Here is a 24,796-nt window from a genome sequence, read left to right as displayed (position 1 = left end):
TCTTGTTCGTGTATGGATTTGGAATTGAGGGAATACGCGGGCCAAGCCTGAGTATGACGGTAAAAGTTTGAATAATGATCATGCCTGTCTGAAAAAGTGGTTTTCAGACAGGCATTTTTCAACGCCTCGAATCAACCAACCCCACAAAGAATCCGTGTACAATCACTCTTGCTTAGTTTCTCCAGCATAAGATAGGATCGGACAATGAAACTGCCTTTCATCGCATCAGCTCTACTATTGCTTGCGGCCTGTACCGTCACACCACAACAATCCGGCAGCGCTGTTCCCCCACATGACAGCACACACGTTAAACGCATTTGGAAACTTATCGAAATGGAAGGCTTCAGCCGCGACCAACTGATTAACGCCAAAGCCACAATGGATTGGACAAAACTACCTAAAATACATGCCTATATGGGCTGTAACCAATTAATGTTCAGCGCCGAGAAAATGAATGCCGGCCAAATAAGCTTCAGCAGCGTGGTCGCCACCCGCATGTATTGTGCGGAAACCATGAAGCTGGAGCAAACCTTTCTGAGTAAACTTAACAGCATCAATAGCTACATCGTTCAAGGGCACGAATTAATTTTAAATAGCCCTGAAGGCAAGTCCATGCGCTTCATTACAGAAGATTAGGATTGATGCCTGTCTGAAAAGATTGTGTAGAATACATTTTATTTAACACTAACAAACCTCGCTGCATTCCGGCAGCAAACCACCTACCATGAGAAAAACCGCTTTATCTATAATTTATCTGCCTTTTCTTGTGACCTTTCCCCTCAGTGCAGCCGCTTCCCCACTAGCGCAAGAGCTACCCGTTATCCCACATACAGAGCAGGAAAATGCAGAACATACCGGCTCAAACGCCTTAAGTTTTCAAGAAGCTCGATCAGAATTGATGCAGCAATCCCCCAAGCTTGCCGCTGCTCAAGCGTTTGAGTCCGCCCGACAGCTGCAAAGCGATGCAGCAAAAGGATTGGGCGGCCCCAGCCTGGTGCTGGACGCATCCGCCTCCAAATACCGTGTTCGCGGCGATGTCGATGTGGACGATATCAAGCAACATGTCTTAGACCGAGGCAGCAACAGCGCAACCTTAAGCGGTATCGACCCTTCTATTTCATCTTTACTGAGCAACACAGCCAACCGCATTTCTTCGGGCATACCCGATGAAATCGTTTACGATCAGCGCGGCAGCACCAGCAATGCCTCGTTGATTGCCATTTGGCCGGTGTACAACGGCGGCACCACAAAAGCAGTTAAAAACCTGTTGAAAGCCCAGGTCGAAGAGGCCGGAGCGGATACCTTGCTTACCGCCAACGAATTAAACAGCACACTGGTTGAGCGCTATTTCGGCACCCAGCTCGCACGCATGGCCGCCGGCTTGCACGATCAATCTGTACGCACCATTTCCCGCTACGATTACACCGCCAAACGCGCTTTGGAAGAAGGCTTGATCTCCAAAGTTGAACGCTTGGAAGCGCAAACTACGTTTGAAAACGCCAAACGCGAGGCAGAAAAAGCACATAACGATGCCATACTCGCCGAAACCGCCCTGCGCCGTCTGCTCAAGCGCAATACTCCAGTCAAACAAACCACCCCGATTTTTATTCTTACCAAACCGATCGAACCGGTTGAATACTTTCAAGATTTAGCTTTGGCAAACCATCCGGGCTTTAAAAAAGTCAACGCCAAAAAGCATCAGGCCGAAGCCATGCATAAAGCAGGGCAAGCGCGCTATATGCCCAACGTCAATTTGTTTGGTGCCTATCAGACCCGCGAAAAAGGCAGCTGGGTCGCCGGTGTAAATATGAGCTGGACGCTATACAGCCAAATTGACCGACGTGCAATGAATCACGCCTCTGCCCAGCAAATCATTCAGGCCGAACAAAGCGATGAAGAACTCCGCGAAAACATAATGCTGCTGGTAGAGAAAAACTGGCGCAGCGTTGAAAACGCACGCACCGACTACATCCGCCGCGGCAGTAACGTCAACCTTGCCAAAGAAGTGCTCCGCCTGAAACAAGCAGGGCTGCGCGAAGGCGTGAATACCGTGGCCGACTTAATGAAAGCCGAAACCGAGTTCGCCAAAGCCGAAACCGAACGCGCCAAAGCCGCCAATGATTATGTACAATCTTTGGCCAAACTCCTCGAAAGCAGCGGCGTGCCCGAAAGGCTGACAGATTATGAACGCAAAGCCGATGTAAAATTATTGATGAAAAACCGAGTGACGAAATAAAGCATGCTTTCAGACAGGCATTGCCTCTACCCATGCCTGTCTGAAAAAAGAAAGATAAACCATGACAAAAAGTGAAAACAAAACCCGCTCCACCGCTCTGATTATCGTATTGTTGATTTTAGTGTGCGTGATTGCCTATGGCGTATGGTTGGCTGCCAAGCCCGACCCTGTAGTATTGCAAGGTCAGATGGATGCACAAGAAACCGATATTGCCGCCAAAGTACCCGGCCGTATCAGCAAAATTTTAGTGAAAGAAGGCGAAAACATCGAAGCCGGCACACAACTGATTGAAATGGACAGCCCCGAGATTACCGCCAAAATCAAACAAGCCAAAGCCGCACAAGATGCTGCCGATGCAGTGGCACGCAAAGCCGAGCACGGAGCACGCCCGCAGGAAATCGAAATGGCACACGCCGCATGGAAACGTGCACAAGCCGCCGCCGAACTCGCCGAAACCTCTTACCGCCGCGTACAAAACTTAGCCAACGAAGGCCTGATGTCGCGCCAGAAACGTGACGAAGCCTACACCAACTACATCGCCAGCCGTGAGCAGGCCGCTGCTGCTAAAGCACAATACGACATGGCAAAAACCGGCGCACGTACTGAAGACAAAGAAGCAGCCGAAGCCCAAGCCAAACAAGTTGCCGCCAAAGTGGAAGAAGCCGAAGTCGCACAAGCCGAAGCCAACCTGAAAAGCCCGATTAAAGGCCAAGTGGCCGACGTAATGGTGGAAGAAGGCGCCGTTGTACCGCAAGGCGTGCCTTTGGTTACACTGGTGGATTTAAAAGACCAGTGGGTAGTATTGAACGTGCGTGAAGATTATTTAGAAGCTTTCGGTTTGAATAAAGAATTCGAAGGCACGATTCCCGCTCTGGGTGAGAAACCCGTACGTTTTAAGGTGTTTGCCAGCAAAGTCCTCGCCGACTACGCCACCTGGCGCGCTACCCGCAACAACGACGGCTTTGATATGCGCACTTTCGAAATCAAAGCCCGCCCCATACAGCCGTTAGACAATATCCGCCCGGGGATGAGCGTGTTGGTATCTGCAGAACCGAAATAAGCTTTACTATAGGAAATGCGGCATTAACAGAGTAGGCGAGATTTAGTCGGCATTCAATCCAAGCACGCTAAAAATACGAACCTAAAACCCGACCTGCCCAGTTGCTATCCTTTGGTTTTTCCATAGTTATGAAATTATGGAATTCTTACATAAAACCGACACAACATAATGCCTGTCTAAAAAACAACTTTTTCAGACAGGCATTTCTATTATTCCTATCGCAAATAAACTTTATTTCTGCTGAGACGCAATAACACCGTAGTAAAAGTTAAGTTGATTAACTATATCACCCAACCTTACTAAAACCCAAGATGCTCGGAGCAAGCCCGCGTATGATAAGTGTACTATTTTTAAGTTGATTAACTATAGCTAGAGCATATTGCTTATTTTTTAATAAAAAACCCTTTAAAGTCTTATCCGACTTTAAAGGGTTTCGCTGATAAAACTAATTATTCAAGCCCTTATTGAGCGGCAGCTACAACAGCCACTGTAATTTTAGCAACAGCATCCGAATGCAAAGCAACTTCTACTTCGTATTCGCCTATCGCTTTAAATGGGCCGTCAGGCAAGCGTACATTCGATTTAACTACTTCAATACCGGCAGCTTTAATAGCTTCCGCAATATCAGCATTAGTAACAGAACCAAATAAACGGCCATCAACACCGGCTTTTTGAGCAACAGTAACGGTTTGGCCATCCAATTTAGACTGACGCTCTTTTGCATCGGCCAAGATCGCAGCTTGTTTGGCTTCCAACTCAGCGCGACGTTCTTCAAACTCTTTCAAGTTTTCAGCAGTAGCGCGCTTCGCTTTGGCTTGGGGAATCAAAAAGTTACGGGCATAACCGTTTTTAACGGTTACCACATCGCCCAAATTGCCCAAACCACCGATTTTTTCTAACAGGATAATTTGCATAATCTGATTCTCCCAAATTATTTGTGTTGATCGGTGTAAGGCAACAATGCCAAGAAACGTGCACGTTTAATTGCGGTAGTCAATTGGCGTTGGTAACGGGCTTTAGTGCCGGTGATGCGTGCGGGAATGATTTTACCGTTTTCAGAAATGAAATCTTTCAGCAAATCAACTTGTTTGTAATCCACTTCTTGGATTTTTTCAGCCGTAAAACGGCAGAATTTTCTACGTTTAAATGATTGACGAGCCATTGTCGTTTAACCTTTATATTCTTGAATATTTTGAATCCGCAGTATCGGCTTAAATATCTGTTGGTTGCGCTGCGCTAAAAAGCCGCTCGCTTTAACCATTGTATTTTCACGATACTGCCACTGCTTAGCCTGCTCACCCACAATCTTTGCGGGTAATTCAAACTTAACCAAACATTTTTGTCCGTTTTCTACTTGCCAGGACTCATGTTTTAGCATGACATCCAATACAGGAATACCTGCAGGTGTATAACGAAGTACTTCGGTTTGAGTTAGTTCGGCAGTAATTTGGAATAGATTATCCAAATCAGGCTTCGGCAGCTTCTTCTTTAACAGGTGCAGGGGCAGCTTCCGCGCTCAGCAGACTTTTTGATTTTTCGTCTTTCATCATTGGAGAAGCTTCTGTAACTGCAGCTTTAGTTTTGATGGTCAGATGACGCAATACTGCATCATTGAAACGGAAAGCAGTTTCCAATTCATCTACCACTTCAGGCGTGGTTTCGATGTTCATCAAAACATAATGTGCTTTGTGGATTTTGTTAATCGGGTAAGCCAGTTGACGGCGACCCCAATCCTCCAAGCGGTGGATAGTACCGCTGTTTTCGGTAACAAGTGCTTTGTAGCGTTCAACCATAGCGGGAACTTGCTCGCTTTGATCAGGGTGAACGATAAACACGATCTCATAATGACGCATGTTATCTCCTTACGGTTTAAACAGCCTTTTACCATGCGAAAGCAAAAGGCAAGGTTAAAAACCTAGGGATTATACATACTTTATATTTTTCACACAAGTGATAGCGTAGTTTAATAAATAATGTCTGTCTGATTAATTTTTCAGACAGGCATTGTTTATTTATCCAGGCCATTTTTACGCTTCATTTTTGTAAATTCCATCATTAAATGGTGCCCAAACGACCTAAAACTTTATTTTCTACATTATTATTTAGTGCTAAACGGGTTAAAAATTTATCCTTAAGTCAAAATTACAACGATATTTGAGACTGAATTATCATGCCTGTCAGAAAAATTCCTAAAAATTACCGTAATATCACTGGAATGGCCGCCTATTCTAAGTCTGTAGGCTGCGCAGCTTATGAATCTTCTTTGGAACGGGATTTCCTTAGTTTATTGGAGTTTTATCCCGATGTAATCCGCTTCGAGGTACAACCGGTTTCTATCGAATGGTTTGATGATTCCGGCAAAAAGCATATGTACACACCTGATGTTTTGGTGCACTACAAACCTAGTCGGCAACCTGTTACGATAATTCTCTATGAAGTCAAATACCGAAGCGATTTGAGGAAAAACTGGTCAGTATTGCAGCCAAAATTTAAAGCAGCAAGAGCATTTTGCCGACAAAAGGGCTGGATGTTCAAACTGGTCACTGAAGTTGAAATTCATACAGTCTATCTTCAAAACGTGCGATTTCTGCTGCCCTATATGCGGAATGCCGTTGTGCATGAATATTACGAGCCATATATGATACTACTTGACCAAAAATTAAAAGAGCTTAAAACAGCTACTCCGAGAGAGCTAGTTGCAGCTGTTTTTCAAGATGAGTGGAATCAGGCAAAGATTTTACCAGTGTTATGGTATCTAGTGGCCGTAGGAGAAATCGGTGCAGATTTGAACCTACCGCTGACGATGAATTCTACATTATGGAGAAAGCGATGAATACCGGAAAGGCTGTGTTAGATATTCGACCGGGGGCAATGGTCGAATTTAACGGGATCTGCTGTGTAATTACAAACATTGTGGATTTGGACACGGTTTTGCTGACTGAGGTAGAAAGCCGTAAAACTTATCAAGTTAAAGTGGCGGAGTTGTCCTCCATAACGAATGAACCTCCTTCCGCCCAAGATTTAAGTACCATCGATGCACAAGAATGGGCCACGGCAACAAAACGTTTTGAGATTATCAAGCCTTTACTGGACGATAAAAAACGGACGAAGAAAGCTGTTGAAGAAAGAGCTGCACAGTTTGGTGTTCATACCAATACCATTTACCGCTGGCTTCGGCAATACCACGAAACAGGTTTGCTAACGGGTTTATTCAAACAACACCGAAAAGACAAAGGTTGCTATCGTATTGACAGCAATGTCGAAGAGATCGTCCAATCCGTTATTGAAAAAGAATATCTGACCAAACAAAAAAAGCCAGTCCAACAAATAATTAACGAGATCAAGCGGCAATGCTTGGATGTAGGATTGGCATATCCTCATAACAATACTATCCGTGCCCGCATCAGCAAGCTGGATCCTCAGTTTAAGATAGCGAAAAGACAGGGGAAAAAAGCTGCTGAGGAGCAGTTTAAACCGTCTAAGGGCAGTTTTCCCAATGCGGATTTTCCGTTGGCGGTCATTCAGATAGACCATACGAAACTAGATATTATTCTGGTGGATGATGTTTACCGTAAACCAATTGGTCGCCCGTGGATCACAATGGCAGTTGATGTGTTCAGCCGGATGATTCCCGGATTCTACATTTCCTTTGATCCACCTAGTGCATTATCGGCAGGATTGTGTCTAGCTCATTCTGTACTGACAAAAGAAAAATGGCTTGCCCAGCATGAAGTGGAAGGCTTGTGGCCGTGTTGGGGATTACCACGAAAAATCCATTTGGACAATGCAAGGGAGTTTCACGGCAAAGTATTGGAAAAAGCTTGTAAACAATACGGTATCGACATTGAATGGCGTCCGGTGGGGCGGCCACATTTCGGTGGTCATATAGAGCGACTACTGGGTACGGTTTTACAGGAAATACATACTTTGCCCGGTACGACTTTTTCCAATGTTGTCGAACGTCGTAATTATGATTCCGAAGACAGTGCAGTATTTACACTGTCAGAATTTGAAAAATGGCTGACAACTTTCATTACCGGTGTGTATCACCAGAGGATGCATTCAGCATTGGGTATGTCGCCGATGGCCAAATATAAAGAAGGTATATTCGGTACTGACTCTCTCCCGGGAACGGGTATGCCGCCTAAAGTCCTAGATGAAACCAAATTCCGATTGGATTTCATGCCTTTTGAAATGAGAACCGTCCAACAATATGGCGTATCCATCCATAAAATTCATTATTGGCATGATGTACTTCGCACTTGGATTGGTTCAACAGAACCGGGAAACCCGAAAAGGGCTCGTCAGTTTGTGTTTCGATTTGACCCTCGTGATCTCAGCGTAATCTGGTTTTTTGACCCTGAATTGAATAGCTATTTTGCTATCCCTTACCGGGACAGTTCCCATCCAGTTATGAGTATTTGGGAGTTAAGGGAAATCAACCGCCAACTCAAACAGGAACACAAATCCAACATTGACGAAAGAATGATTTTTTCAGCTTATGGCAAGATGCGCGAGATGGAAGAACAAGCTCAAGGTAAAACCAAAGCGGTACGCAGAGCGATGCAACGACGTAAAAAAAATGAAAGTATTGCTATAACCAAACCGGTTCCCAAAGAGAATAACGGTATCAATAATACAGCCACTGCTTTTCCGCAAACGGATTCGCTGGAGACTGAAATGTCTTTTGAAAATGTACAGCCGTTTGACGACTTGGATGATTTGTCATGAAATATCCTCATTTGCACACAAAAACCGCCACATATTTGGATGCTGATACAGAGGAACGCATCTGGCATATCCGTTCGCCGCATTGGATAGGCTATCCCCAAGCTGGACACATTTTGGACAAACTGGAAGATCTTTTGGTTTATCCCAAAATCCACCGTATGCCGAATCTTCTGATTGTCGGAGATACCAATAACGGTAAAACCATGCTGGCTCACCGTTTTTTAAGAAAACATCCTGCTGACCAAAATTTAGATGGTGACAGTGTATTGGTTCCTGTACTGCTGGTTCAGGCTCCACCTGTTCCGGATGAAGGAAGATTTTACAATACCATTTTAGATGCAATCTTTGCACCATATAAATCGCATGACAGAATAGATAAGAAGCAGACTCAAGTCATACACTTACTCAAACGTATGCAAACTAGAATGCTGATTATTGACGAAATCCATCATATCTTGGCTGGTAGCATGAACCGGCAAAGGGCTTTTCTGAATGTCATCAAATATCTAGGAAACGATTTACAAATACCGATTGTCGGTATAGGCACTAAGGATGCTTTCCGTGCGTTGCAAACTGATCCGCAGTTATCCAACCGATTCGAACCGGCTGTTCTGCCTAGATGGAACTTAGATAGAAATTTTCTTCGGTTATTGGTTAGCTTTGAAAGAATGATCCCCCTGAAAAGACCGTCTGAACTGCAAACGAGAGAACTTGCCGTCAGATTGTACAATATGAGCGAAGGATATATTGGAGAGCTATCTCGGGTACTGACAGAAGCTGCCGCAACTGCTGTACAAAATGAAACGGAACAAATAAATCATGAAGTGCTTGATTCAATCGGCTGGGTAACACCTACTGAGCGGAAGCGGCAAATAGACAAACTGGCTTAGATATGTCTGACTTACATCTTTGGCCAGCACATCCCCATCCGTATCATAATGAATTACTGTCTTCATGGCTGGTTCGAACGGCACATGCGAACGGACTAAAAGTTCAGACATTTTGCAACTTAGTCTTTGGGAACAATTATGAGATATGGAATCGGGACATTGACAGATATATTCCAGAGTGGATAGTTACAAAGCTAAGTGAAAAAAGCGGAATAAGTGCGGAGAAAATCGATAGAACTTCACTACGGCGTTTTCAGGGCATTTTGTTTGACAAAGTACGTCCATCAGGACATCTGACGTGGGTAAACAGTTTGCAGATATACCATCGGAAACGCGTAGGATACGGTTTATTGTTCTGTCCATTGTGCTTGGCAGAAGACTATGAACCTTATTTTAGGGTGTCATGGCGTGTTGCCTGCTATACCTTTTGCCCAAAGCACAAAGTGATACTTCACGACCGATGTTCACATTGCGGTGCGGGTGTTGCATTCCATCGGCAAGAGATAGGAAATATGCAAGAAACAGCGTTTCGGCCCCTCAAATTCTGCTGGCAGTGTAAAACCGACTTGGCTTGTACAGAAACACAACCCGTTACAGCTTGGAGTGGTAATACACTTGAACAATGGCGAAGACTGTTAGTTTGGTTGGAACACTACCCGGTAGAAAGTTCACAAAACAGTTATAGAGACAGTTTGAAAATATTGCACCACTTTGTCACGCTATTAACTTCACAACGACTGGCACCGAAATTATATTCCTATTTATGCCTAAAAACCGGTTCACAACCACAAAAAATTGATAAAAGCAAGCGTACAGCATGGGAAAGCAGAGAACTGATCGAACGCCACCATACTTTGGATTTATGTTGGTGGCTGATGGATAATTATCCGGACAATCTCTTTCAGGCATGGAAAGATGGTGTTTTGCGCTATAACCATATGCTGAAAGATTTTGATGATTGTCCAGAAGAATTCAGAAAACTAGTTGCCACTTTAAACAGAAACAGCAGGAAAAATCTTTATCGTAAACAACATTTAAAATAACAGTTACTATAAAAAATATTTTCTTATAATTCCCCATTTATTTATTGATTAATAGTCTCTTTTCTGGGATATTTATGTCCTTTCCATAAATCATGATCTCAGATCCTTTTACCTTATTGTATGCACAATAGGTCAAAAAATACTCATCCTGCCTGTATTTCTGATAGATTTTTTTTATTTCAGAGCAATTGTCATACGAGACTATCCATTTTCGATTCACAGAACCTAAGGCATTACAAATATTGACATGGTCATTATGATTATAAAAATTCCTATACAGTCCTTGTCCCTTTACATAATATGGCGGATCTAGATAAATAAGTGATTTCTCTGGTAGTAAGGTATTTACTTTTTGCAGCAATGATAAAGCATCTTCATTGTATATGTGGATATGATTTGCATATTTCGCAATGCGAATAATCAATTTGGACAATCGTTCTTTATTGAATCGGGCATCTAGTTTATAAGTTCCATTTTGACTTTTCCCTCCAATTACTCCAGCTTTTAAAATACCCGACCGGTTGGTTCTATTTAGATAGAAAGCAGCAAACCCATGAGCCAACGAAGAATATTCTTCCGGATGCTGCAATATAATTTTTTGTTTTTCCCATTCTTCAACAGATAGTGGCACATCATACAAAAGTGCTAGAAAATTTTCTGAATCGTTCGTAATAGAGTTCCAAAAGTTATAAATAGCTAAATCCAAATCATTAATATGGATGTCAGAGCAATATTGATTGAAAAGTAGATCTAAAGCCACGCCACATCCACCAGCAAAAGGCTCAAGATAGTGCCCTCCCGTTAGATTGTTGACATCCATTACAGCCCTTACGAAAGGTGCAAAAGCCCCTTTCCCTCCAGGGTAACGTAGAGGGGTAAGAGGATTGGAATGTCCAGCCATTGAGAAACCTTTTTACTATCTGTTTAGTTGTTGATTATAAAGTAAGCTAATCTATTTGGCCAGCTGATTTTGACGGTAACTTTTAGAACATGAAACAATATTTACTGCTTCAACAATCCTCTCTAAAAACATATCTACTTGTTTTTCATTTTCTCCGCACCACTTTTCAATGATGCCACTTTTTTCAATAAAATTCACATTATCTTGAAACCATTTTTTATTCTCATCCCGATTAGAATTTGATGTTAGAGTAATAACCCTGTCTCTAACATAGTCGCTTGTATAGGCACCAGGCATCTGTTTCCAGAAGTTATCATTATGTCCTTCAAGCTTTCTTTGCAAGAAACGATATAGAATCATCTCCGGATTGCGTTCAGTATGTCTTGTGTTGTCAGTGAAAGTGGAGTCATTTGGCAATGGACATATATTTGGGTTTTCTTCAATTGTTTTTCGATTGGACTCACTAGAGAAAACATCATTATCTGGAATTAAAATAACACTTTGAAAATATGAATCTCCTTTATGTAGATCCAATAAAATATTACATCCGACACTTAAGCTGATCAGTTCCAGCTCTTTCCCAAAGTAGTCTTTATCATGAATGATATTTTTGTATTTTAATATCTGTTTAAAGAAAAATAATGCTTCATCATCTTCAAAATAAAGCTTTATTGTTTCTGGCTTATCTTCAAGAGGGGCTAACACAAGCATATCATTTTTAATTTTTGTATATGTGGGATTTTCCATAATCCTAGGAAAGTTTGAGTCTTGTAAGTAAACAACATCATTTACCTTCTCTCCTGGATGTTCGTTTTTGGACAGGATAGTTTTAATGACAGTTAATGAATGTGTGGTTAAGATAATTTGAAGATTAAGTTTCCTAGCTTGTGTATGAAGTAAATTTATCAGTTTTTCTTGGGCTCTAGGGTGTAGTCCAGCGTCAACCTCATCAATTACCAAAATACCTCCACTATAAGTTTGAGGGGAGGTTCTTTTTAAATAGTTGAATGAAGCTAAGGCAGTCACTATTGAGCTAAGTGAATCTTGTCCCAACGAAACTGTAAAAGAATGATATGGAAAAGAAGGGAGATATGAGCTTTTTTTAGAGCTCGAAAAAGAGTGAGCTGTAATTTCATTATCAGATTCATCAAAATACAATACATCTTTAAAAGAATTAACAATAAAGTTTTTGTCTTCTCCATTCATTTTTCTAATGGTTTTTTTATCGATAAGTTCCGCATCAAACTCACCAATAGGTGTCATTCTACTCATTCCCAAGTACAGGGTAGGAATTGGCATTTTACCAGCTCCTTTAAGTTTTTCATCCAACACCTCTATCTCTGGAGTATTAGGTAATTGTTGTGTTCGTGGAATAATACGTAGCCGCCAGATATTAATTAGTGGTTCAGAAGATGAAGATAATGAATTGTTATCAAAATCTTCTAAATCAAGAGAATGATTTGGATCTATATGCTTATCTTCCGGCACCTTAATCATATGATTTTTATAGAGCCGCTCCTTGATAGCATGTTTTTGTATACTTACTGCACATATTTTATTGAGTTCAATAAAGCTGCCATCTTGGTTTGTCTCGACATGATATTGAACGGTAACCTTAGGCGTATCTGCTTTTTTAGTCCCATTTATATGGTAGTTGTCATAATCTTGAAAGTAGTCCAAATGGAAAGCTTCTTGAAAATTAGATTGAAATACTTTTCCGAAAAAACTTTTCTCCCCTTTAGAAAGTCCAGAGCAGTTAGCAATCAAACCTAATATAGTAGATTTTCCAATGCCATTATGTCCTGCAATTGCTGTAATATACGGAGCAATGGGAATTTCAATATTCTTTAACTTACGAAATCCTTTTTCATCGAAAGATATTTTTTTTAGTTTCATTTTATTATTCTCAACTTAACTTTGATAAAGATAGCTCCAGGATATTTTAACCGGAAATTGTTGAACAGATTTTATAGATAGATAAAGCATACTCCTCAATGCTAGGCCAACTATGCTTCATAGACCTGATATGAAACTTTCCGTTTGTTGAAATATTTTTCCAAATTCCTTTTGACTTAGCAAGCAAATGCAAGATTTTTTTTATTTCTTCAGCCTTCATCGAACTTGCTCCATATATCATAGCAGCAGTTAGAGATTCTGATTCTCTCTGTTCAAACTCCACCAACCAAAATAGCATATTACCTATCTTGAGTTCGGCAATTAAAACTCTTCTTGGAGTTTTGACTAGGTTGGTTGTTGTTGCAGAAGTATCTAAATAAGACCATTGGCTGCTACGATTAGAAGTTAACGGCATATATAGGGTCGGCCATACTTTTGTCGTAACACCTTTATCTTGATAGTTCTCTGATAAATATCGGACGGCGGCCATCATATTTTCAAAGGTAGCAGGCAGAGCTTCGGAACGACTGTGAGAACGTAGCTTTTGAGCGATGCCAGTTTTTTTCCCAACATTAACAGAGATTGAAACGGGGGCAGTTTTGGACTGTCCTAGTGTACCGTCTCCGGTTCCCAATGCTGTGGTCGATTCAGATGGCGGCGAAAGCAGTAAGTCTGTTTTTCTATAATTACAAAACTCTTTTTCAAGCTTTATGAGTTTTTTATTCCGAAGATCTCCAAAACGTTCTTTTATATAGTCAATAACCATTCTTTTCATATTCTGCACGGGTTCTTCTATGCTATGCAGTTTTTTTGAAGTACCAGATTTTAATCCCTGGTTCCTTAGATAAGGACGTTTATTTGCTTCCGGGAGATCAGTTTCTGGAGATGCTTGCCTGCCATCATTGTCTCTGATAACCACCAAATTAGAAAAAGGAAAGGGAGCAGCACAACGCAATAATTCTAAGACTAAGGTACGAACCCTTTCTCCGCTCCTAAAACTTAGGCAGCGTGCAGCCCAGTCTGTTTTTCCTTGAAACGGGAAATTAGTTTCCGGCATCGGCTGATGATACTTGCCCGCTAATTGTTTGACTAACGAACGATGAATTTGGAAAAATCCCTGCTGTGCATTTTTGTCCCTTAAAATCCTACCCAAAACCCATCCCTCATTATCGTAAAGCCATTGTCGTAAATGGATTATGAGAATCTTGGTTTTTGAATCAAAACCGCATCGTTCACCGATGATTTGATCGAAATTAGTTTCATATGACCCCAAAAAAGCAATTTTGGCCAAATTGGTTGAAATAACGTAATAAAAACGAATAACTTCGGCAACGGGAATAATGATTGAGTAGGGATCTTCATCAGACGCAATAGCCAAACATCTTGCAGATAATCCATTTTTGAAACCGCCAATATCAAAGGCAGCTTTATTGATGATATAACCAGTTTCATCTTTATGCCCTGCTTCAATCAAACGTACAGAATCTTCAGTTATGTTAACATTCGGTAGATTACTAGGCACAATAATTTGGTGATCCAATAATTTACCATTTTCCCATAGAGATCCGATAGTAAGTAGCGGCAGCTGTCCAACACCAACAGGACAACATATTCTCTCTTTATTTGACCAACCAAAATCAGCAATAGACTCTTTGTCTGTTACTGATACAGGTCTGAGATAAACGTCAATGGTCGGTTCCGTAGGTACGTTATCGTTTTTTCGTACCGCTCCGAACCAATCAATTCTCCAAACTCTTCCGTCGTTGGGAAATTCTTTAATCTGGGTCACCGGCATTTTGTTATTCCATGTCAGCACCATTTATCGATGTATAGCACCAAAGAGCGATGTTCAGTAGCATTTATTGTTAGAATTCACAATTTTTCCAAGCGTGTTCAGCTTGTTCGTCAGCATGGTAACTTGACCTTACCATTGCGCCAATCGCAGCATTGGTGAAACCCATCTCATAAGCTTCTTTTTCAAACTCTTTAAATTGTTGGGGCGTTACATAACGCAGCACCGGCAAATGGCCGTCACTCGGTTGCAGGTATTGGCCTACTGTAATCATTTCAATATTGTGCGCCCGCATATCCCGCATGATTTCACGTACTTCTTCATCAGTTTCCCCCAAACCCACCATAATACCTGACTTGGTGGGAATATGAGGCATCATTTCTTTATAGCGGCGAAGCAATTCAAGTGAATGCTTGTAGTCTGATCCCGGGCGGGCTTGTTTATACAAACGGGGATGGGTTTCCAGATTGTGGTTCATCACATCTGGTGGTGTTTGTGCGAGAATTTGCAGTGCTATATCTAAACGACCGCGGAAATCGGGCACCAGAATTTCAATTTTGGTATTCGGGCTTCGTTCGCGTATGGCCTGAATGCAGTCTGCAAAATGCTGCGCGCCACCATCGCGCAAATCGTCTCTATCCACGGAAGTGATCACAACATAGCGCAAATTCATTGCCGCAACCGACTCGGCCAAGTTTTTAGGTTCATCAGCATCCAAAGGATTCGGTCTACCGTGACCTACATCACAAAAAGGACAGCGCCGGGTACAAATATCGCCCATAATCATAAAAGTGGCCGTACCTTTACTAAAGCATTCGCCGATATTCGGGCAACTTGCTTCTTCGCACACCGTATGCATTTTTTGATCACGAAGAATATTCTTGATTTCGAAGAACTTTTTATTATTGGGCAATTTGGCCCGAATCCACTCAGGCTTTTTGAGTTTTTCTTCCAAAGGCACTACTTTAATCGGAATACGTGCGGTTTTAGCTGCACCTTTGTGTTTTACGCCTTGGGCATTATCAAGTTTGGTGGACATTTCATTATTCATTTCAGGTATTCTTTCGCAATTCTCTTGAGGTAGCTTTAAATTAATCTATAAGCTATATTTTGATGCACTATAATGCCATTAAAATTCAAATAGAAGTATGATTCTATCTAGATTGCTAATTTTTCTTGCAAATTAGAGGTCAACTTTGCTGCAACTTCGGCAACAGAAGGGCAAGGCTTAAGGAAATCGGCCATTTGCACCATTTCCAAGCCCGCATAGCCGCAAGGGTTAATATGGGTAAACGGATTTAAATCCATATTTATATTAAGCGCTAATCCGTGGTAAACCGAGCCGTTTTTAATTCTCAAGCCTAAAGAAGCAATTTTTTTTCCTTCAACATACACCCCCGGTCTTTTAGGATCGGCTGAGGCTTTGATTCCATAAGCTGCCAGCGTATCAACAATACTGTTTTCCAAAGCCGTAACGATATGGCGAACACTTGTTTTACGGCGTTTGAAATCAATCATGGTATAAACCACCAATTGCCCGGGCCCATGGTAAGTAATTTGTCCGCCTCTGTCGATTTGCACCACAGGAATATCATCTTGAACCAATAGATGCTCGGGCTTTCCTGCCAAACCTTGCGTGAACACTGGCGGATGCTCCACCACCCAAAGCTCATCTTCGGTGCTTTCGGTACGCGAATCATTAAATTTTTTCATCGCCTCAAAAGTCGGCAGATAATCGGCCAACCCTAAGTGCAAGATTTTCATTATAAAACCACTTTCACCATAGGATGGGAAGTGAGTGCACGATAAATATTATCGAGCTGCTCTTGATTTTCCACATTCACCGGCAACGTCAGCCCTGTGTAGTTGCCGCTCGAGCTTTCACGGTATTGTAAATGTTCTTCGCTCGCATCCGGTGCATGCACTTTGACTGCCTTAATCACCTCGGCAGGAAATTCCGGATGTTTAGCGCCCATGATTTTCAAAGGGAACTTACAAGGGAACTCGATCAGCGTTTTTTTTTCATCAGACATTGTTACATTCCTAAACTTACTTTTCAGACAGGCATATATAAGGATGATTACCGCGTGATTAAAATAAAAAACACCGCCATTCGCTTTTTAAGCTATACTGAATGCCTGTCTGAAAATCGAATCTCACATTTTAACGCAAAAGCTATTTTCAATCCACGCACCCCTTTCATAAATCCCTCTTAAAACAATCTATTCAAAATCTCTTGAAAAACAAATTTACCGGCCCAATTTCACGCTCATCAAGTAAGTTTTTAAAGAAAGCAGAATTCAATTATGGCAAACAAACAATTCGAGGATTACGGCACCCTGCCCCTCCTACCACTGCGTGACGTAGTGATTTATCCACACATGGTACTTCCACTGTTTGTAGGCAGACAAAAATCCATCGCCGCACTGGAAGCTGCAATGGAAAACGATTCCCCCGTATTTCTGCTGGCACAACGTGACCCGAACGATGAAGATCCATCGGTTGATAATCTGTACCAAGTCGGTACATTAGCCAACGTATTACAAGTATTAAAATTACCAGACGGAACCGTTAAAGTTTTGGTTGAAGGCATCCGCCGTGCGCGCGCAGTTTCCGTGCAAACCGGAAAAAACTATTTCTCAGCGCAAACCGAAAATATTGAAGAAAAAGAAAGCAAAAATGCCGATGCAGAAGCATTGCGCCGTGCGATTTTGTCGCAATTCGATCAATTTACAAAATCCAATAAAAAAATTCCGGCTGAAATCGTAAGCACCATCCACAGCATTGAAGACAACGGCCGCTTGGTAGACACCATTGCCGCCCACCTTCAATTGAAGTTGGAATTTCGCCAAATGATTCTGGAAAAAGCAGACATCATCGAACGCATGGAGTTCCTGCTGGGTCAGCTGGAAGCTGAACTGGATATTCTGCAAGTTGAAAAACGCATTCGCGGCCGTGTAAAACGCCAAATGGAAAAATCACAGCGCGAGTATTATCTCAACGAGCAAGTTAAAGCAATTCAAAAAGAATTGGGTGAAGAAGACGAGCGCGGCGAACTGGAAGCTTTGGAAAACAAAATCAAAACTGCCGGTATGAGCAAAGAAGCAGAAGACAAATGCCTGTCTGAACTTAAAAAGCTCAAAATGATGCCGCCGATGTCGGCCGAATCTACTGTAGTGCGCAACTATATTGACACCTTGCTCGAACTGCCGTGGAAGAAAAAAAACCGTGTTATCAAAGATATTGCCAAGGCTGACTTGGTTTTAAACGAAGACCATTACGGCTTGGAAAAAGTTAAAGAACGTATTCTTGAGTATTTAGCCGTACAAAAACGTACCGACAAGCTCAAAGGCCCGATTCTATGCTTGGTAGGCCCGCCCGGGGTCGGCAAAACCTCACTTGGCGAGTCAATCGCTAAAGCTACCGGCCGTAAATATGTGCGTATGGCTTTAGGCGGCGTACGCGATGAAAGCGAAATCCGTGGTCACCGCCGCACCTATATCGGCTCGATGCCAGGCAAAATCATTCAAAACATGATTAAAGCAGAGGTAAAAAATCCGCTTTTCCTGTTGGACGAAATCGACAAGCTCGGCAATGATTTTCGTGGTGATCCGGCAAGCGCATTGCTGGAAGTGCTCGACCCGGAACAAAACAACTCATTTGCCGACCACTTTGTTGAAGTAGATTTTGACTTAAGCGATGTGATGTTCATTGCCACTTCCAACAGCCTGAACATTCCTCCTGCCCTGCTCGACCGTATGGAAATCATCCGTCTTTCCGGTTATACCGAAGATGAGAAAATCAATATTGCCATGCAATATCTGATTCCCAAACAGATGAAACGTAACGGCGTTAAGGAAGGCGAGGTAGAAATTCAAAACAGCGCTGTAAGAGATATTGTTCGCTACTACACACGTGAAGCAGGTGTGCGTTCACTTGATCGCGAGATTGCCAAAATCTGCCGCAAAGTGGTTATGAGTGTGCAGTTGAAAGAAGATGCTCAGAAAACCAAAACCCGCAAAACCAAGCCTAAAACCATCGTTGTCAGCGACAAAAACCTGCATGATTATCTAGGCGTGCGCCGATTTGACTACGGGGTAGCAGAAAGTGAAAACCGCATTGGTCAAGTTACCGGCTTGGCTTGGACTGAAGTAGGCGGCGAATTGCTGACCATCGAAGCTGCCGTAATGAAAGGCAAAGGAAATATTGTACGCACCGGCAAGCTTGGCGATGTGATGCAAGAATCGATTTCCGCTGCTTGGACGGTTGTGCGCTCACGTGCAGAGGCTTTGGGAATCGCACCGGATTTCTACGAGAAAAACGATGTGCATGTTCACGTTCCCGAAGGTGCTACGCCGAAAGACGGGCCGAGTGCGGGTATTGCCATGACTTTGGCCATGGTTTCGGCTTTTACCGGCATTCCTGTGCGTGCCGACGTTGCGATGACCGGTGAAATTACTTTGCGCGGTGAAGTGTTACCGATTGGCGGCTTAAAAGAAAAACTTTTGGCAGCCTTGCGCGGCGGTATCCAACATGTCTTGATTCCTCATGGAAATGTTAAAGACTTGGAAGAGATTCCGCAAAATGTAAAAGAAGGTTTGCAGATTCATCCTGTAAAATGGATAGATGAAGTATTAGCTTTAGGCTTGGAACGCCAGCCTGAAAGCGGCGTGACATCGCCCGTTGAGCCGATTGAGGCGCCTTCTTTGCCTAAAACAAGGCGACGCACTAAGTCAAGCGCGAAAGCAACGCAACATTAAAAAAAGTAAAATGTGTTGTAAAGGTCGGATGTAAACGGTCCAAAGCGCAGACAGGCCTTACCATTCATACCTTTTCGCTTGACACCTGCTTTTTATACTTGCTATAAAGGCGCAAATGCAAGAAAACCGTATCTTTCATTAACGCGCTACATTCTCAGCAGATTAACCAACCGCTTGAGGGTTTCATAAATTTACAACGATAGAAAGGGACTTAACTGTGAACAAGTCTGAATTGATCGAAGCAATTGCTCAAGAAGCTGATATTTCTAAAGCCGCCGCAACCAAAGCTTTGGACGGTATGATGAATGCTGTAACCAATGCATTGAAAAAAGGCGATACTGTAACTTTGGTAGGTTTTGGTACTTTCTACGTTGGCGAACGCGCTGAACGTCAAGGCCGCAACCCCAAAACCGGCGAGCCTTTGACTATTGCTGCTGCAAAAACCCCGAAATTCCGTGCAGGCAAAGCTTTGAAAGATGCGCTGTAATATCAGTTAAAGTAACATCAATCAGGCAGGTATATACCCGCCTGATTTTTTTATATATTTTTAAAAACAATGCCTGTCTGAAAAGTTTCAGACAGGCATTTTGCTTTTCTCAAAAAATTAAGCACCGTAAACCGGATATTTGTCGCACAAAGCCTTGGCAGCTGATGCAACACGCTCCAGTGTGGCGGTATCTTCAGGGTTTTCCAACACATCAGCTAGCAAATTGGCCAATTCGCGCGCATCGGCTTCTTTGAATCCGCGGGTGGTGATGGCTGCGGTGCCTACGCGGATGCCGGAAGTAACAAAAGGTTTTTCCGGGTCGTTTGGAATCGCATTTTTATTGATGGTGATATGCGCTTTGCCTAAAGCTTCTTCGGCTGCTTTGCCGGTAATGTTTTTGGCGCGCAAATCAACTAGAAACACATGGCTCTCGGTGCGGCCGGAAATAATACGCAAGCCTCGTTTAACCAATTCTTCCGCCATTGCAGAAGCGTTCACTTTCACCTGCTTGGCATATTCTTTAAATTCAGGCTCCAGAGCTTCTTTAAACGCTACGGCTTTTGCCGCAATCACATGCATCAGCGGGCCGCCTTGCAGGCTAGGGAAAATGGCTGAATTCAGGGCTTTTTCGTGCGTGTTGTCGCGACACAAAATCACACCGCCGCGCGGACCACGCAGGGTTTTGTGGGTAGTGGTGGTAACAAAGTCAGCGAATGGCACGGGGTTCGGATACTCGCCGCCTGCTACCAAGCCTGCATAGTGTGCCATATCAACAAACAGGTAAGCGCCCACTTTATCGGCAATCTCACGGAATTTTGCCCAATCAATTTGCAAAGCATAAGCAGATGCACCGGCCACAATCATTTTCGGCTTATGCTCCAATGCCAAACGCTCAACCTCTGCATAATCCAACACTTCGTTTTCATCCAAGCCGTATGTAACTGCGTTATAAAGCTTGCCTGAAATGTTAACAGAAGCGCCATGGGTAAGATGGCCGCCGTGCGCCAAGCTCATGCCCAAAATGGTATCGCCCGGTTTCAATACCGAAGCATAAACAGCTTGGTTTGCTTGTGAACCCGAATGAGGCTGAACGTTGGCATATTCGGCACTAAACAGCTTTTTCACGCGGTCGATAGCCAATTGCTCGGCCACATCCACAAACTCGCAGCCGCCGTAATAACGCTTGCCCGGATAGCCTTCTGCATATTTATTGGTTAACTGGCTGCCTTGCGCTTCCATCACGGCGCAACTTACATAGTTTTCCGATGCAATCAATTCGATATGGTCTTGCTGGCGTTGCACTTCGTCGGCCATCGCCGCCGCCAGTTCAGGATCATATTTTTCAATGGTGATACTTTTTGAGAACATTTTTGTTCCTTTTCTTAAAAAAAATTACAAAAGAAATCCGATGCAGAAATGCATGCCCAGGCTTCGCAGCACAAGACGCAGCAATGCGCTGGATTCTGAATCTTTCTATATAGATTGTCAACAATGCAACTGAATAAACCTTGCTTCGGCTTTGTTAAACAAAATGCCTATCTGAAAATTTTTCAGACAGGCTTGGATTCGAATTTCGAGTGCAATACTCAGGCAGTAATGGTCGGAACCGGTTTAAGAATAAAACACTTGGCGTTTCATAGCCAAGTGTTTTTCTTGGCCGGTGGTTCAGTTCATCTTGAACCCTGCGTATCTCCCGATGGCTGATGTTGCGGAAATCCGTTTGTTTGGGGAAATATTGGCGGATGAGTCCGTTAGTATTTTCATTCAGCCCTTTCTCCCAAGAATGGTAGGGGCGGCAAAGGCTATTCGGATGTGTTGGTAGAATTCTTTGCCGTTATCCATGGTAATGGTATGGACTCTGGCTTTATGCGCCTTCAATACCTTGATGACGGCGTTGGCAGTGTCTTTGGCTTTGAAGTTTTTCAACTTGCAGATGATGGTGTAGCGGGTAACCCGCTCAACCAAAATCAATAATGCGCTTTTTTGATCTTTACCGACGATGGTGTCGGCTTCCCAATCGCCGATACGGGATTTTTGGTCAACGATGGCGGGTCGGTTTTCTATGCCGACACGGCCGGGTGCTTTTCCTCTGGTTCATGTGCTGCCGTACTGTTTACAGTAAGGTTTGCCGGCTATTCTGAATCGTTATCGTGTAAGTGGATTGACTATAGCGGCAAGTTTAAGCGGACTTTGTTTCAACTATATGACAGCAATGGAGAAATGTTTGTCTGAAACATTTTTCAGACGGCATCAAATGAAAAAAGCAGCCCGAAGGCTGCATAATCCGCCGCTTGAAATCATTTGCTTAAATCGGCTTTTACCTGCTCCGGCGGCGGGCTGGCGGCGGGCGATGATGGTGCGGCAGGCGTCGTCTATGGCGATTTCCAAATCGTTGATGGCTCCATCACCTTCGATAACGGAGGTCAGCATCACGGCATCGGTGCCGGCCATTGCATTTAAAACGGTTTGCAGCCGCTGCTCCACCAAGCCGCCCATGCGCATTACTTCGGTGCGCACGGTTTCCAGCTCTTGATTGAAATGAGATGAAATGTGTTCTGCCATATGACACAAATTTGACAACGGTAAATTTAGGCAGATTGCTGGCGGGATAACGCCTCTTTATTTGAAATTCAACCGCTTAGACCATGTTTTCACAAACTCGGTCAATTCGGCCACGCTTTCGGGCTTCAGCATCGGGCGGGTTTGTTTGGCCAGCGTTTTGGCTTCTTGCAGATTGATTTCGCCTGCACGGTAGCGCGCCCAATGGGTTTGAACGTAGTCGGACATTTCCTGCTGATGCGTTTCCTGCGTGTGTTTGAGGATGAATTTTAAGGCTTGTTTTTCGATGATGTTCATGGGTTTAATGGTTTGGATTTGAAGGTAAGGCCGTCTGAAAAGGTGTTTTCAGACGGCCTCTGTTTAGTGAACTAAGCCTGATGTTAGGCCACTTGGGTTTGGTGTTCGTCGCCGTTACGTGCGCGGATTTCGCCCAAGCGGTAAACGGTTTCGCCTTGTTCGGCCAAGAATTTCTGCACTGCGTCGGCATCTTCTTTGGCGATGATGACCACCATGCCGATGCCGCAGTTGAAGGTGCGGTACATTTCTTGTTGCGCCACATTGCCGGTTTGTTGCAGCCATTGGAACAGCTTGGGCATTTCCCATGCTTCGGCGTCGATTTGGGCAACGGTGTTTTCGGGCAGCACGCGCGGTACGTTTTCGGTGATGCCGCCGCCGGTGATGTGCGCCATGCCTTTGATGGTGAACTGTTTCAGCGCGGCGAGAATCGGTTTTACATACAGGCGCGTGGGTGCGATGATGGCTTGGCGCAGGGTTTTGTTGCCGTCGAACGGTGCGTCCAAATCGGGCTGGTCGCGCTCGATGATTTTGCGTACCAATGAATAGCCGTTGGAATGTGCGCCGTTGGAAGCCAAGCCCAGCACGATGTCGCCGGGTACGATGCTGCGGCCGTTGATCACTTGGTCTTTTTCCACCACGCCCACGGCGAAGCCGGCCAAGTCGTATTCGCCTTCGGGATACATGCCGGGCATTTCGGCGGTTTCGCCGCCGATGAGGGCGCAGTCGGATTCTTCACAGCCTTGGGCAATGCCTTTAATCACGTCGGTAGCGCGGGCGACATCGAGTTTGCCGCAGGCGAAGTAGTCGAGGAAAAACAGCGGCTCTGCGCCTTGCACGAGAATATCGTTCACACTCATGGCCACGAGGTCGATGCCCACGGTGTCGTGTTTGTCCCAGTCGAAAGCCAGTTTCAGTTTGGTGCCTACGCCGTCGGTGCCGGAAACGAGCACGGGGTTTTGGTATTTTTTGCTGATTTCCACCAGTGCGCCGAAGCCGCCCAAATCGCCCAACACTTCGGGGCGCATGGTGCGTTTGGCAAAAGGTTTGATGTTTTCAACGAGTTGGTCGCCTGCGTCGATATCCACGCCTGCGTCGCGGTAGCTCAATGAATCGCTCATGTCGGGTTCTTTCAGTTGGTGATGAGGGTAAAAAAATCGGGCTTATTTTACCCGATTTTAACTGTGGCTTGGTTAATAATCGCTTTGGCCGAAGGGTATTTTTCAGACAGGCATCTTTAAGCAAGTGCGGCAACCAGACGGTTGCGCAGCCAGCGTGCCGCCGGTGCAAGCTCGCCCGACAGCATGCCGATTTCGCCGATTTGCGAATCGCGCAGTACATCGGCCGCCGCGCCGTGCAGCCACACGCCGCCGCGGACGGCTTCTCCGATTGGAATGCCTTGTGCGAGCAGGGCGCCGATGATGCCGCTGAGCACGTCGCCGCTGCCTGCGGTGGCCAGCCCTGCGTTGCCGCTGGTGTTGGTGTAGAGCGCTGCGCCGGGTTCGGCAACCAAGCTGTGGCGGCCTTTTAATACAACGGTTGCGTTGAATCTTTCAGACAGGCATTGTACGGCGGCTACGCGGTCTGCCTGTACGGCGGCCGTGCTGCTGCCGAGCAGGCGCGCGGCTTCGGCGGGGTGGGGCGTGAGCACGAGCGCGGGGTGCTCGCGGCAAGTGGCGGCCAAATTTTCATCGTGGGCGACCAGAGTGAGCGCGTCGGCGTCGAGCAGCAGGGGGATGTCGTGTGAGAGAGTGAATTGGGTGTGCAGCAGCAGGGTGCCGGATGCTTCCAAATCCAGCCCGCAGCCGATAACCCAGGCTGTGATGTCGTTGCGTTTTTGCAGGGTTGCTGCGGTGGCAAGCATGATTTCCGGGCGCTCGGGAATCAGCGGCATGGGCAGCGCGCTTTGGTTGAAGCCCGCCCAAACTTTACCGCAGCCGCTGTAAATCGCGGCTTCGGCGGCCAGCACTACGGCGCCGCTCATGCCTGCCGCGCCGCCGACGATGCCCAGCGTGCCGTGGGTGCCTTTGTGGCTGTCTACCGCGCGGGCTTTGAAAATATTGGGGAATTGTTTGGCCGATTCGGTAAAGCGGGTGAGGTCGGTATGGTAAAGTTCCGGCATGGCAGCTCCTCGGAAAAATGAGTAT

The 24,796-nt window shown here is 44.5% G+C and carries 24 protein-coding genes and 1 pseudogene; 9 read left to right on the top strand and 16 right to left on the bottom strand.

The annotated features are described in order from the left end of the window. The first annotated feature begins 204 nt into the window (after positions 1 to 204). The 3 genes from HMPREF9370_RS07620 to HMPREF9370_RS07610 all read left to right on the top strand — a co-directional run bounded on the left by HMPREF9370_RS07620 (position 205) and on the right by HMPREF9370_RS07610 (position 3,296). Complete coding sequence (locus HMPREF9370_RS07620) at positions 205 to 636, top strand: META domain-containing protein (RefSeq protein WP_009116846.1); 432 nt, start codon at positions 205 to 207, stop codon at positions 634 to 636. Positions 637 to 724: 88 nt separating this feature from the next. After that, complete coding sequence (locus tag HMPREF9370_RS07615) at positions 725 to 2,236, top strand: TolC family protein (protein WP_009116845.1); 1,512 nt, start codon at positions 725 to 727, stop codon at positions 2,234 to 2,236. 61 nt (positions 2,237 to 2,297) lie between these two features. After that, positions 2,298 to 3,296 (top strand): HlyD family secretion protein, encoded by a 999-nt coding sequence (locus tag HMPREF9370_RS07610; RefSeq protein WP_009116844.1) that lies wholly within the window; start codon positions 2,298 to 2,300, stop codon positions 3,294 to 3,296. A 461-nt stretch (positions 3,297 to 3,757) separates the two neighbouring features. Here the strand turns inward: HMPREF9370_RS07610 and rplI are convergent, their stop codons facing one another. The 4 genes from rplI to rpsF are packed head-to-tail and all read right to left on the bottom strand — an operon-like array spanning position 3,758 to position 5,149. Next, positions 3,758 to 4,210: a 50S ribosomal protein L9 gene (gene rplI, locus HMPREF9370_RS07605; protein WP_009116842.1), complete on the bottom strand. Its 453-nt coding sequence runs from the start codon at positions 4,208 to 4,210 to the stop codon at positions 3,758 to 3,760. 17 nt (positions 4,211 to 4,227) lie between these two features. Continuing rightward, a complete protein-coding gene (rpsR, locus tag HMPREF9370_RS07600) occupies positions 4,228 to 4,458 on the bottom strand; it encodes a 30S ribosomal protein S18 (RefSeq protein ID WP_009116841.1) in 231 nt (76 codons plus the stop codon). A gap of 6 nt (positions 4,459 to 4,464) precedes the next feature. After that, a complete protein-coding gene (gene priB / locus HMPREF9370_RS07595; RefSeq protein ID WP_009116840.1) occupies positions 4,465 to 4,761 on the bottom strand; it encodes a primosomal replication protein N in 297 nt (98 codons plus the stop codon). 1 nt (position 4,762) lies between these two features. Next, positions 4,763 to 5,149 carry a 30S ribosomal protein S6 gene (gene rpsF, locus HMPREF9370_RS07590; RefSeq protein ID WP_009116839.1) on the bottom strand — a complete coding sequence of 129 codons (387 nt, stop codon included), beginning with the start codon at positions 5,147 to 5,149 and terminating at the stop codon, positions 4,763 to 4,765. Between the two features lie 317 nt (positions 5,150 to 5,466). Between rpsF and HMPREF9370_RS07585 the strand changes: the two genes are divergently transcribed. Genes HMPREF9370_RS07585 through HMPREF9370_RS07570 form a run of 4 tightly spaced genes read left to right on the top strand, consistent with a single transcriptional unit; the run spans position 5,467 to position 9,960 of the window. Further along, complete coding sequence (locus HMPREF9370_RS07585) at positions 5,467 to 6,129, top strand: heteromeric transposase endonuclease subunit TnsA (RefSeq protein ID WP_009116837.1); 663 nt, start codon at positions 5,467 to 5,469, stop codon at positions 6,127 to 6,129. Further along, entirely contained in the window at positions 6,114 to 8,027 is a 1,914-nt protein-coding gene (locus HMPREF9370_RS07580; protein ID WP_009116836.1) for a TnsB C-terminal domain-containing protein, read from the top strand. The genes HMPREF9370_RS07585 and HMPREF9370_RS07580 overlap by 16 nt, the downstream gene beginning before the upstream one ends. Beyond that, on the top strand, positions 8,024 to 8,917 hold the full coding sequence (locus HMPREF9370_RS07575; protein WP_009116835.1) for a TniB family NTP-binding protein: 894 nt from the start codon (positions 8,024 to 8,026) through the stop codon (positions 8,915 to 8,917). The genes HMPREF9370_RS07580 and HMPREF9370_RS07575 overlap by 4 nt, the downstream gene beginning before the upstream one ends. A gap of 2 nt (positions 8,918 to 8,919) precedes the next feature. Beyond that, positions 8,920 to 9,960, top strand: a complete 1,041-nt coding sequence (locus HMPREF9370_RS07570) for a TniQ family protein (protein WP_009116834.1) — start codon at positions 8,920 to 8,922, stop codon at positions 9,958 to 9,960. 37 nt (positions 9,961 to 9,997) lie between these two features. Here the strand turns inward: HMPREF9370_RS07570 and HMPREF9370_RS07565 are convergent, their stop codons facing one another. From HMPREF9370_RS07565 to HMPREF9370_RS07540, 6 genes are all read right to left on the bottom strand, one after another. After that, positions 9,998 to 10,861, bottom strand: a complete 864-nt coding sequence (locus HMPREF9370_RS07565; protein ID WP_009116833.1) for a DNA adenine methylase — start codon at positions 10,859 to 10,861, stop codon at positions 9,998 to 10,000. Between the two features lie 51 nt (positions 10,862 to 10,912). Next, positions 10,913 to 12,757, bottom strand: a complete 1,845-nt coding sequence (locus HMPREF9370_RS07560; protein ID WP_009116832.1) for an AAA family ATPase — start codon at positions 12,755 to 12,757, stop codon at positions 10,913 to 10,915. A gap of 46 nt (positions 12,758 to 12,803) precedes the next feature. Further along, the gene (locus tag HMPREF9370_RS07555) at positions 12,804 to 14,552 is read right to left on the bottom strand and encodes a hypothetical protein (RefSeq protein WP_244963437.1); all 1,749 of its coding nucleotides are present in this window, start codon (positions 14,550 to 14,552) and stop codon (positions 12,804 to 12,806) included. A 70-nt stretch (positions 14,553 to 14,622) separates the two neighbouring features. Next, positions 14,623 to 15,600, bottom strand: a complete 978-nt coding sequence (gene lipA / locus HMPREF9370_RS07550; protein WP_009116830.1) for a lipoyl synthase — start codon at positions 15,598 to 15,600, stop codon at positions 14,623 to 14,625. Positions 15,601 to 15,707: 107 nt separating this feature from the next. Next, positions 15,708 to 16,313 (bottom strand): lipoyl(octanoyl) transferase LipB, encoded by a 606-nt coding sequence (gene lipB / locus HMPREF9370_RS07545; protein WP_009116829.1) that lies wholly within the window; start codon positions 16,311 to 16,313, stop codon positions 15,708 to 15,710. Next, positions 16,313 to 16,582, bottom strand: coding sequence for an HP0495 family protein (locus HMPREF9370_RS07540; RefSeq protein ID WP_009116828.1), 270 nt, complete (start codon positions 16,580 to 16,582; stop codon positions 16,313 to 16,315). Before HMPREF9370_RS07540 ends, lipB begins: the two co-directional genes overlap by 1 nt. A 273-nt stretch (positions 16,583 to 16,855) precedes the next feature. Here HMPREF9370_RS07540 and lon point away from each other — a divergent pair, with 273 nt between their 5' ends. Together lon and HMPREF9370_RS07530 are read left to right on the top strand one after the other, a co-directional pair. Beyond that, positions 16,856 to 19,309 carry an endopeptidase La gene (gene lon, locus HMPREF9370_RS07535; RefSeq protein ID WP_009116826.1) on the top strand — a complete coding sequence of 818 codons (2,454 nt, stop codon included), beginning with the start codon at positions 16,856 to 16,858 and terminating at the stop codon, positions 19,307 to 19,309. Positions 19,310 to 19,508: 199 nt separating this feature from the next. After that, entirely contained in the window at positions 19,509 to 19,796 is a 288-nt protein-coding gene (locus HMPREF9370_RS07530) for an HU family DNA-binding protein (RefSeq protein WP_483406993.1), read from the top strand. Between the two features lie 117 nt (positions 19,797 to 19,913). Here the strand turns inward: HMPREF9370_RS07530 and glyA are convergent, their stop codons facing one another. From glyA to HMPREF9370_RS07500, 6 genes and pseudogenes are all read right to left on the bottom strand, one after another. Next, entirely contained in the window at positions 19,914 to 21,164 is a 1,251-nt protein-coding gene (glyA, locus tag HMPREF9370_RS07525; RefSeq protein ID WP_009116824.1) for a serine hydroxymethyltransferase, read from the bottom strand. 154 nt (positions 21,165 to 21,318) lie between these two features. Continuing rightward, a pseudogene (locus HMPREF9370_RS11810) lies at positions 21,319 to 21,935 on the bottom strand (IS30 family transposase); the annotation flags it as partial. Between the two features lie 111 nt (positions 21,936 to 22,046). Next, positions 22,047 to 22,358 carry a PhoU domain-containing protein gene (locus HMPREF9370_RS07515; protein WP_009116821.1) on the bottom strand — a complete coding sequence of 104 codons (312 nt, stop codon included), beginning with the start codon at positions 22,356 to 22,358 and terminating at the stop codon, positions 22,047 to 22,049. Between the two features lie 57 nt (positions 22,359 to 22,415). Continuing rightward, positions 22,416 to 22,652 (bottom strand): hypothetical protein, encoded by a 237-nt coding sequence (locus tag HMPREF9370_RS07510; protein WP_009116820.1) that lies wholly within the window; start codon positions 22,650 to 22,652, stop codon positions 22,416 to 22,418. Positions 22,653 to 22,735: 83 nt separating this feature from the next. Beyond that, the gene (gene purM / locus HMPREF9370_RS07505) at positions 22,736 to 23,770 is read right to left on the bottom strand and encodes a phosphoribosylformylglycinamidine cyclo-ligase (RefSeq protein ID WP_009116819.1); all 1,035 of its coding nucleotides are present in this window, start codon (positions 23,768 to 23,770) and stop codon (positions 22,736 to 22,738) included. Positions 23,771 to 23,886: 116 nt separating this feature from the next. Continuing rightward, entirely contained in the window at positions 23,887 to 24,771 is an 885-nt protein-coding gene (locus HMPREF9370_RS07500) for an NAD(P)H-hydrate dehydratase (RefSeq protein ID WP_009116818.1), read from the bottom strand. Positions 24,772 to 24,796: the final 25 nt, after the last annotated feature.

It is taken from the genome of Neisseria wadsworthii 9715 (assembly GCF_000227765.1).
GTDB lineage: Bacteria > Pseudomonadota > Gammaproteobacteria > Burkholderiales > Neisseriaceae > Neisseria > Neisseria wadsworthii.
This window is presented reverse-complemented; position numbering and strand designations above follow the sequence as displayed.

Excerpts from the sequence above, each read along its gene's own strand:
- HMPREF9370_RS07620 (WP_009116846.1), top strand. The coding sequence starts at position 205 with ATGAAACTGCCTTTCATCGCATCAGCTCTACTATTGCTTGCGGCCTGT.
- HMPREF9370_RS07615 (WP_009116845.1), top strand. The coding sequence starts at position 725 with ATGAGAAAAACCGCTTTATCTATAATTTATCTGCCTTTTCTTGTGACC.
- HMPREF9370_RS07610 (WP_009116844.1), top strand. The coding sequence starts at position 2,298 with ATGACAAAAAGTGAAAACAAAACCCGCTCCACCGCTCTGATTATCGTA.
- rplI (WP_009116842.1), bottom strand. The coding sequence starts at position 4,210 with ATGCAAATTATCCTGTTAGAAAAAATCGGTGGTTTGGGCAATTTGGGC.
- rpsR (WP_009116841.1), bottom strand. The coding sequence starts at position 4,458 with ATGGCTCGTCAATCATTTAAACGTAGAAAATTCTGCCGTTTTACGGCT.
- rpsF (WP_009116839.1), bottom strand. The coding sequence starts at position 5,149 with ATGCGTCATTATGAGATCGTGTTTATCGTTCACCCTGATCAAAGCGAG.
- HMPREF9370_RS07585 (WP_009116837.1), top strand. The coding sequence starts at position 5,467 with ATGCCTGTCAGAAAAATTCCTAAAAATTACCGTAATATCACTGGAATG.
- HMPREF9370_RS07580 (WP_009116836.1), top strand. The coding sequence starts at position 6,114 with ATGGAGAAAGCGATGAATACCGGAAAGGCTGTGTTAGATATTCGACCG.
- HMPREF9370_RS07575 (WP_009116835.1), top strand. The coding sequence starts at position 8,024 with ATGAAATATCCTCATTTGCACACAAAAACCGCCACATATTTGGATGCT.
- HMPREF9370_RS07570 (WP_009116834.1), top strand. The coding sequence starts at position 8,920 with ATGTCTGACTTACATCTTTGGCCAGCACATCCCCATCCGTATCATAAT.
- HMPREF9370_RS07565 (WP_009116833.1), bottom strand. The coding sequence starts at position 10,861 with ATGGCTGGACATTCCAATCCTCTTACCCCTCTACGTTACCCTGGAGGG.
- HMPREF9370_RS07560 (WP_009116832.1), bottom strand. The coding sequence starts at position 12,757 with ATGAAACTAAAAAAAATATCTTTCGATGAAAAAGGATTTCGTAAGTTA.
- HMPREF9370_RS07555 (WP_244963437.1), bottom strand. The coding sequence starts at position 14,552 with ATGCCGGTGACCCAGATTAAAGAATTTCCCAACGACGGAAGAGTTTGG.
- lipA (WP_009116830.1), bottom strand. The coding sequence starts at position 15,600 with ATGAATAATGAAATGTCCACCAAACTTGATAATGCCCAAGGCGTAAAA.
- lipB (WP_009116829.1), bottom strand. The coding sequence starts at position 16,313 with ATGAAAATCTTGCACTTAGGGTTGGCCGATTATCTGCCGACTTTTGAG.
- HMPREF9370_RS07540 (WP_009116828.1), bottom strand. The coding sequence starts at position 16,582 with ATGTCTGATGAAAAAAAAACGCTGATCGAGTTCCCTTGTAAGTTCCCT.
- lon (WP_009116826.1), top strand. The coding sequence starts at position 16,856 with ATGGCAAACAAACAATTCGAGGATTACGGCACCCTGCCCCTCCTACCA.
- glyA (WP_009116824.1), bottom strand. The coding sequence starts at position 21,164 with ATGTTCTCAAAAAGTATCACCATTGAAAAATATGATCCTGAACTGGCG.
- HMPREF9370_RS07515 (WP_009116821.1), bottom strand. The coding sequence starts at position 22,358 with ATGGCAGAACACATTTCATCTCATTTCAATCAAGAGCTGGAAACCGTG.
- HMPREF9370_RS07510 (WP_009116820.1), bottom strand. The coding sequence starts at position 22,652 with ATGAACATCATCGAAAAACAAGCCTTAAAATTCATCCTCAAACACACG.
- purM (WP_009116819.1), bottom strand. The coding sequence starts at position 23,770 with ATGAGCGATTCATTGAGCTACCGCGACGCAGGCGTGGATATCGACGCA.
- HMPREF9370_RS07500 (WP_009116818.1), bottom strand. The coding sequence starts at position 24,771 with ATGCCGGAACTTTACCATACCGACCTCACCCGCTTTACCGAATCGGCC.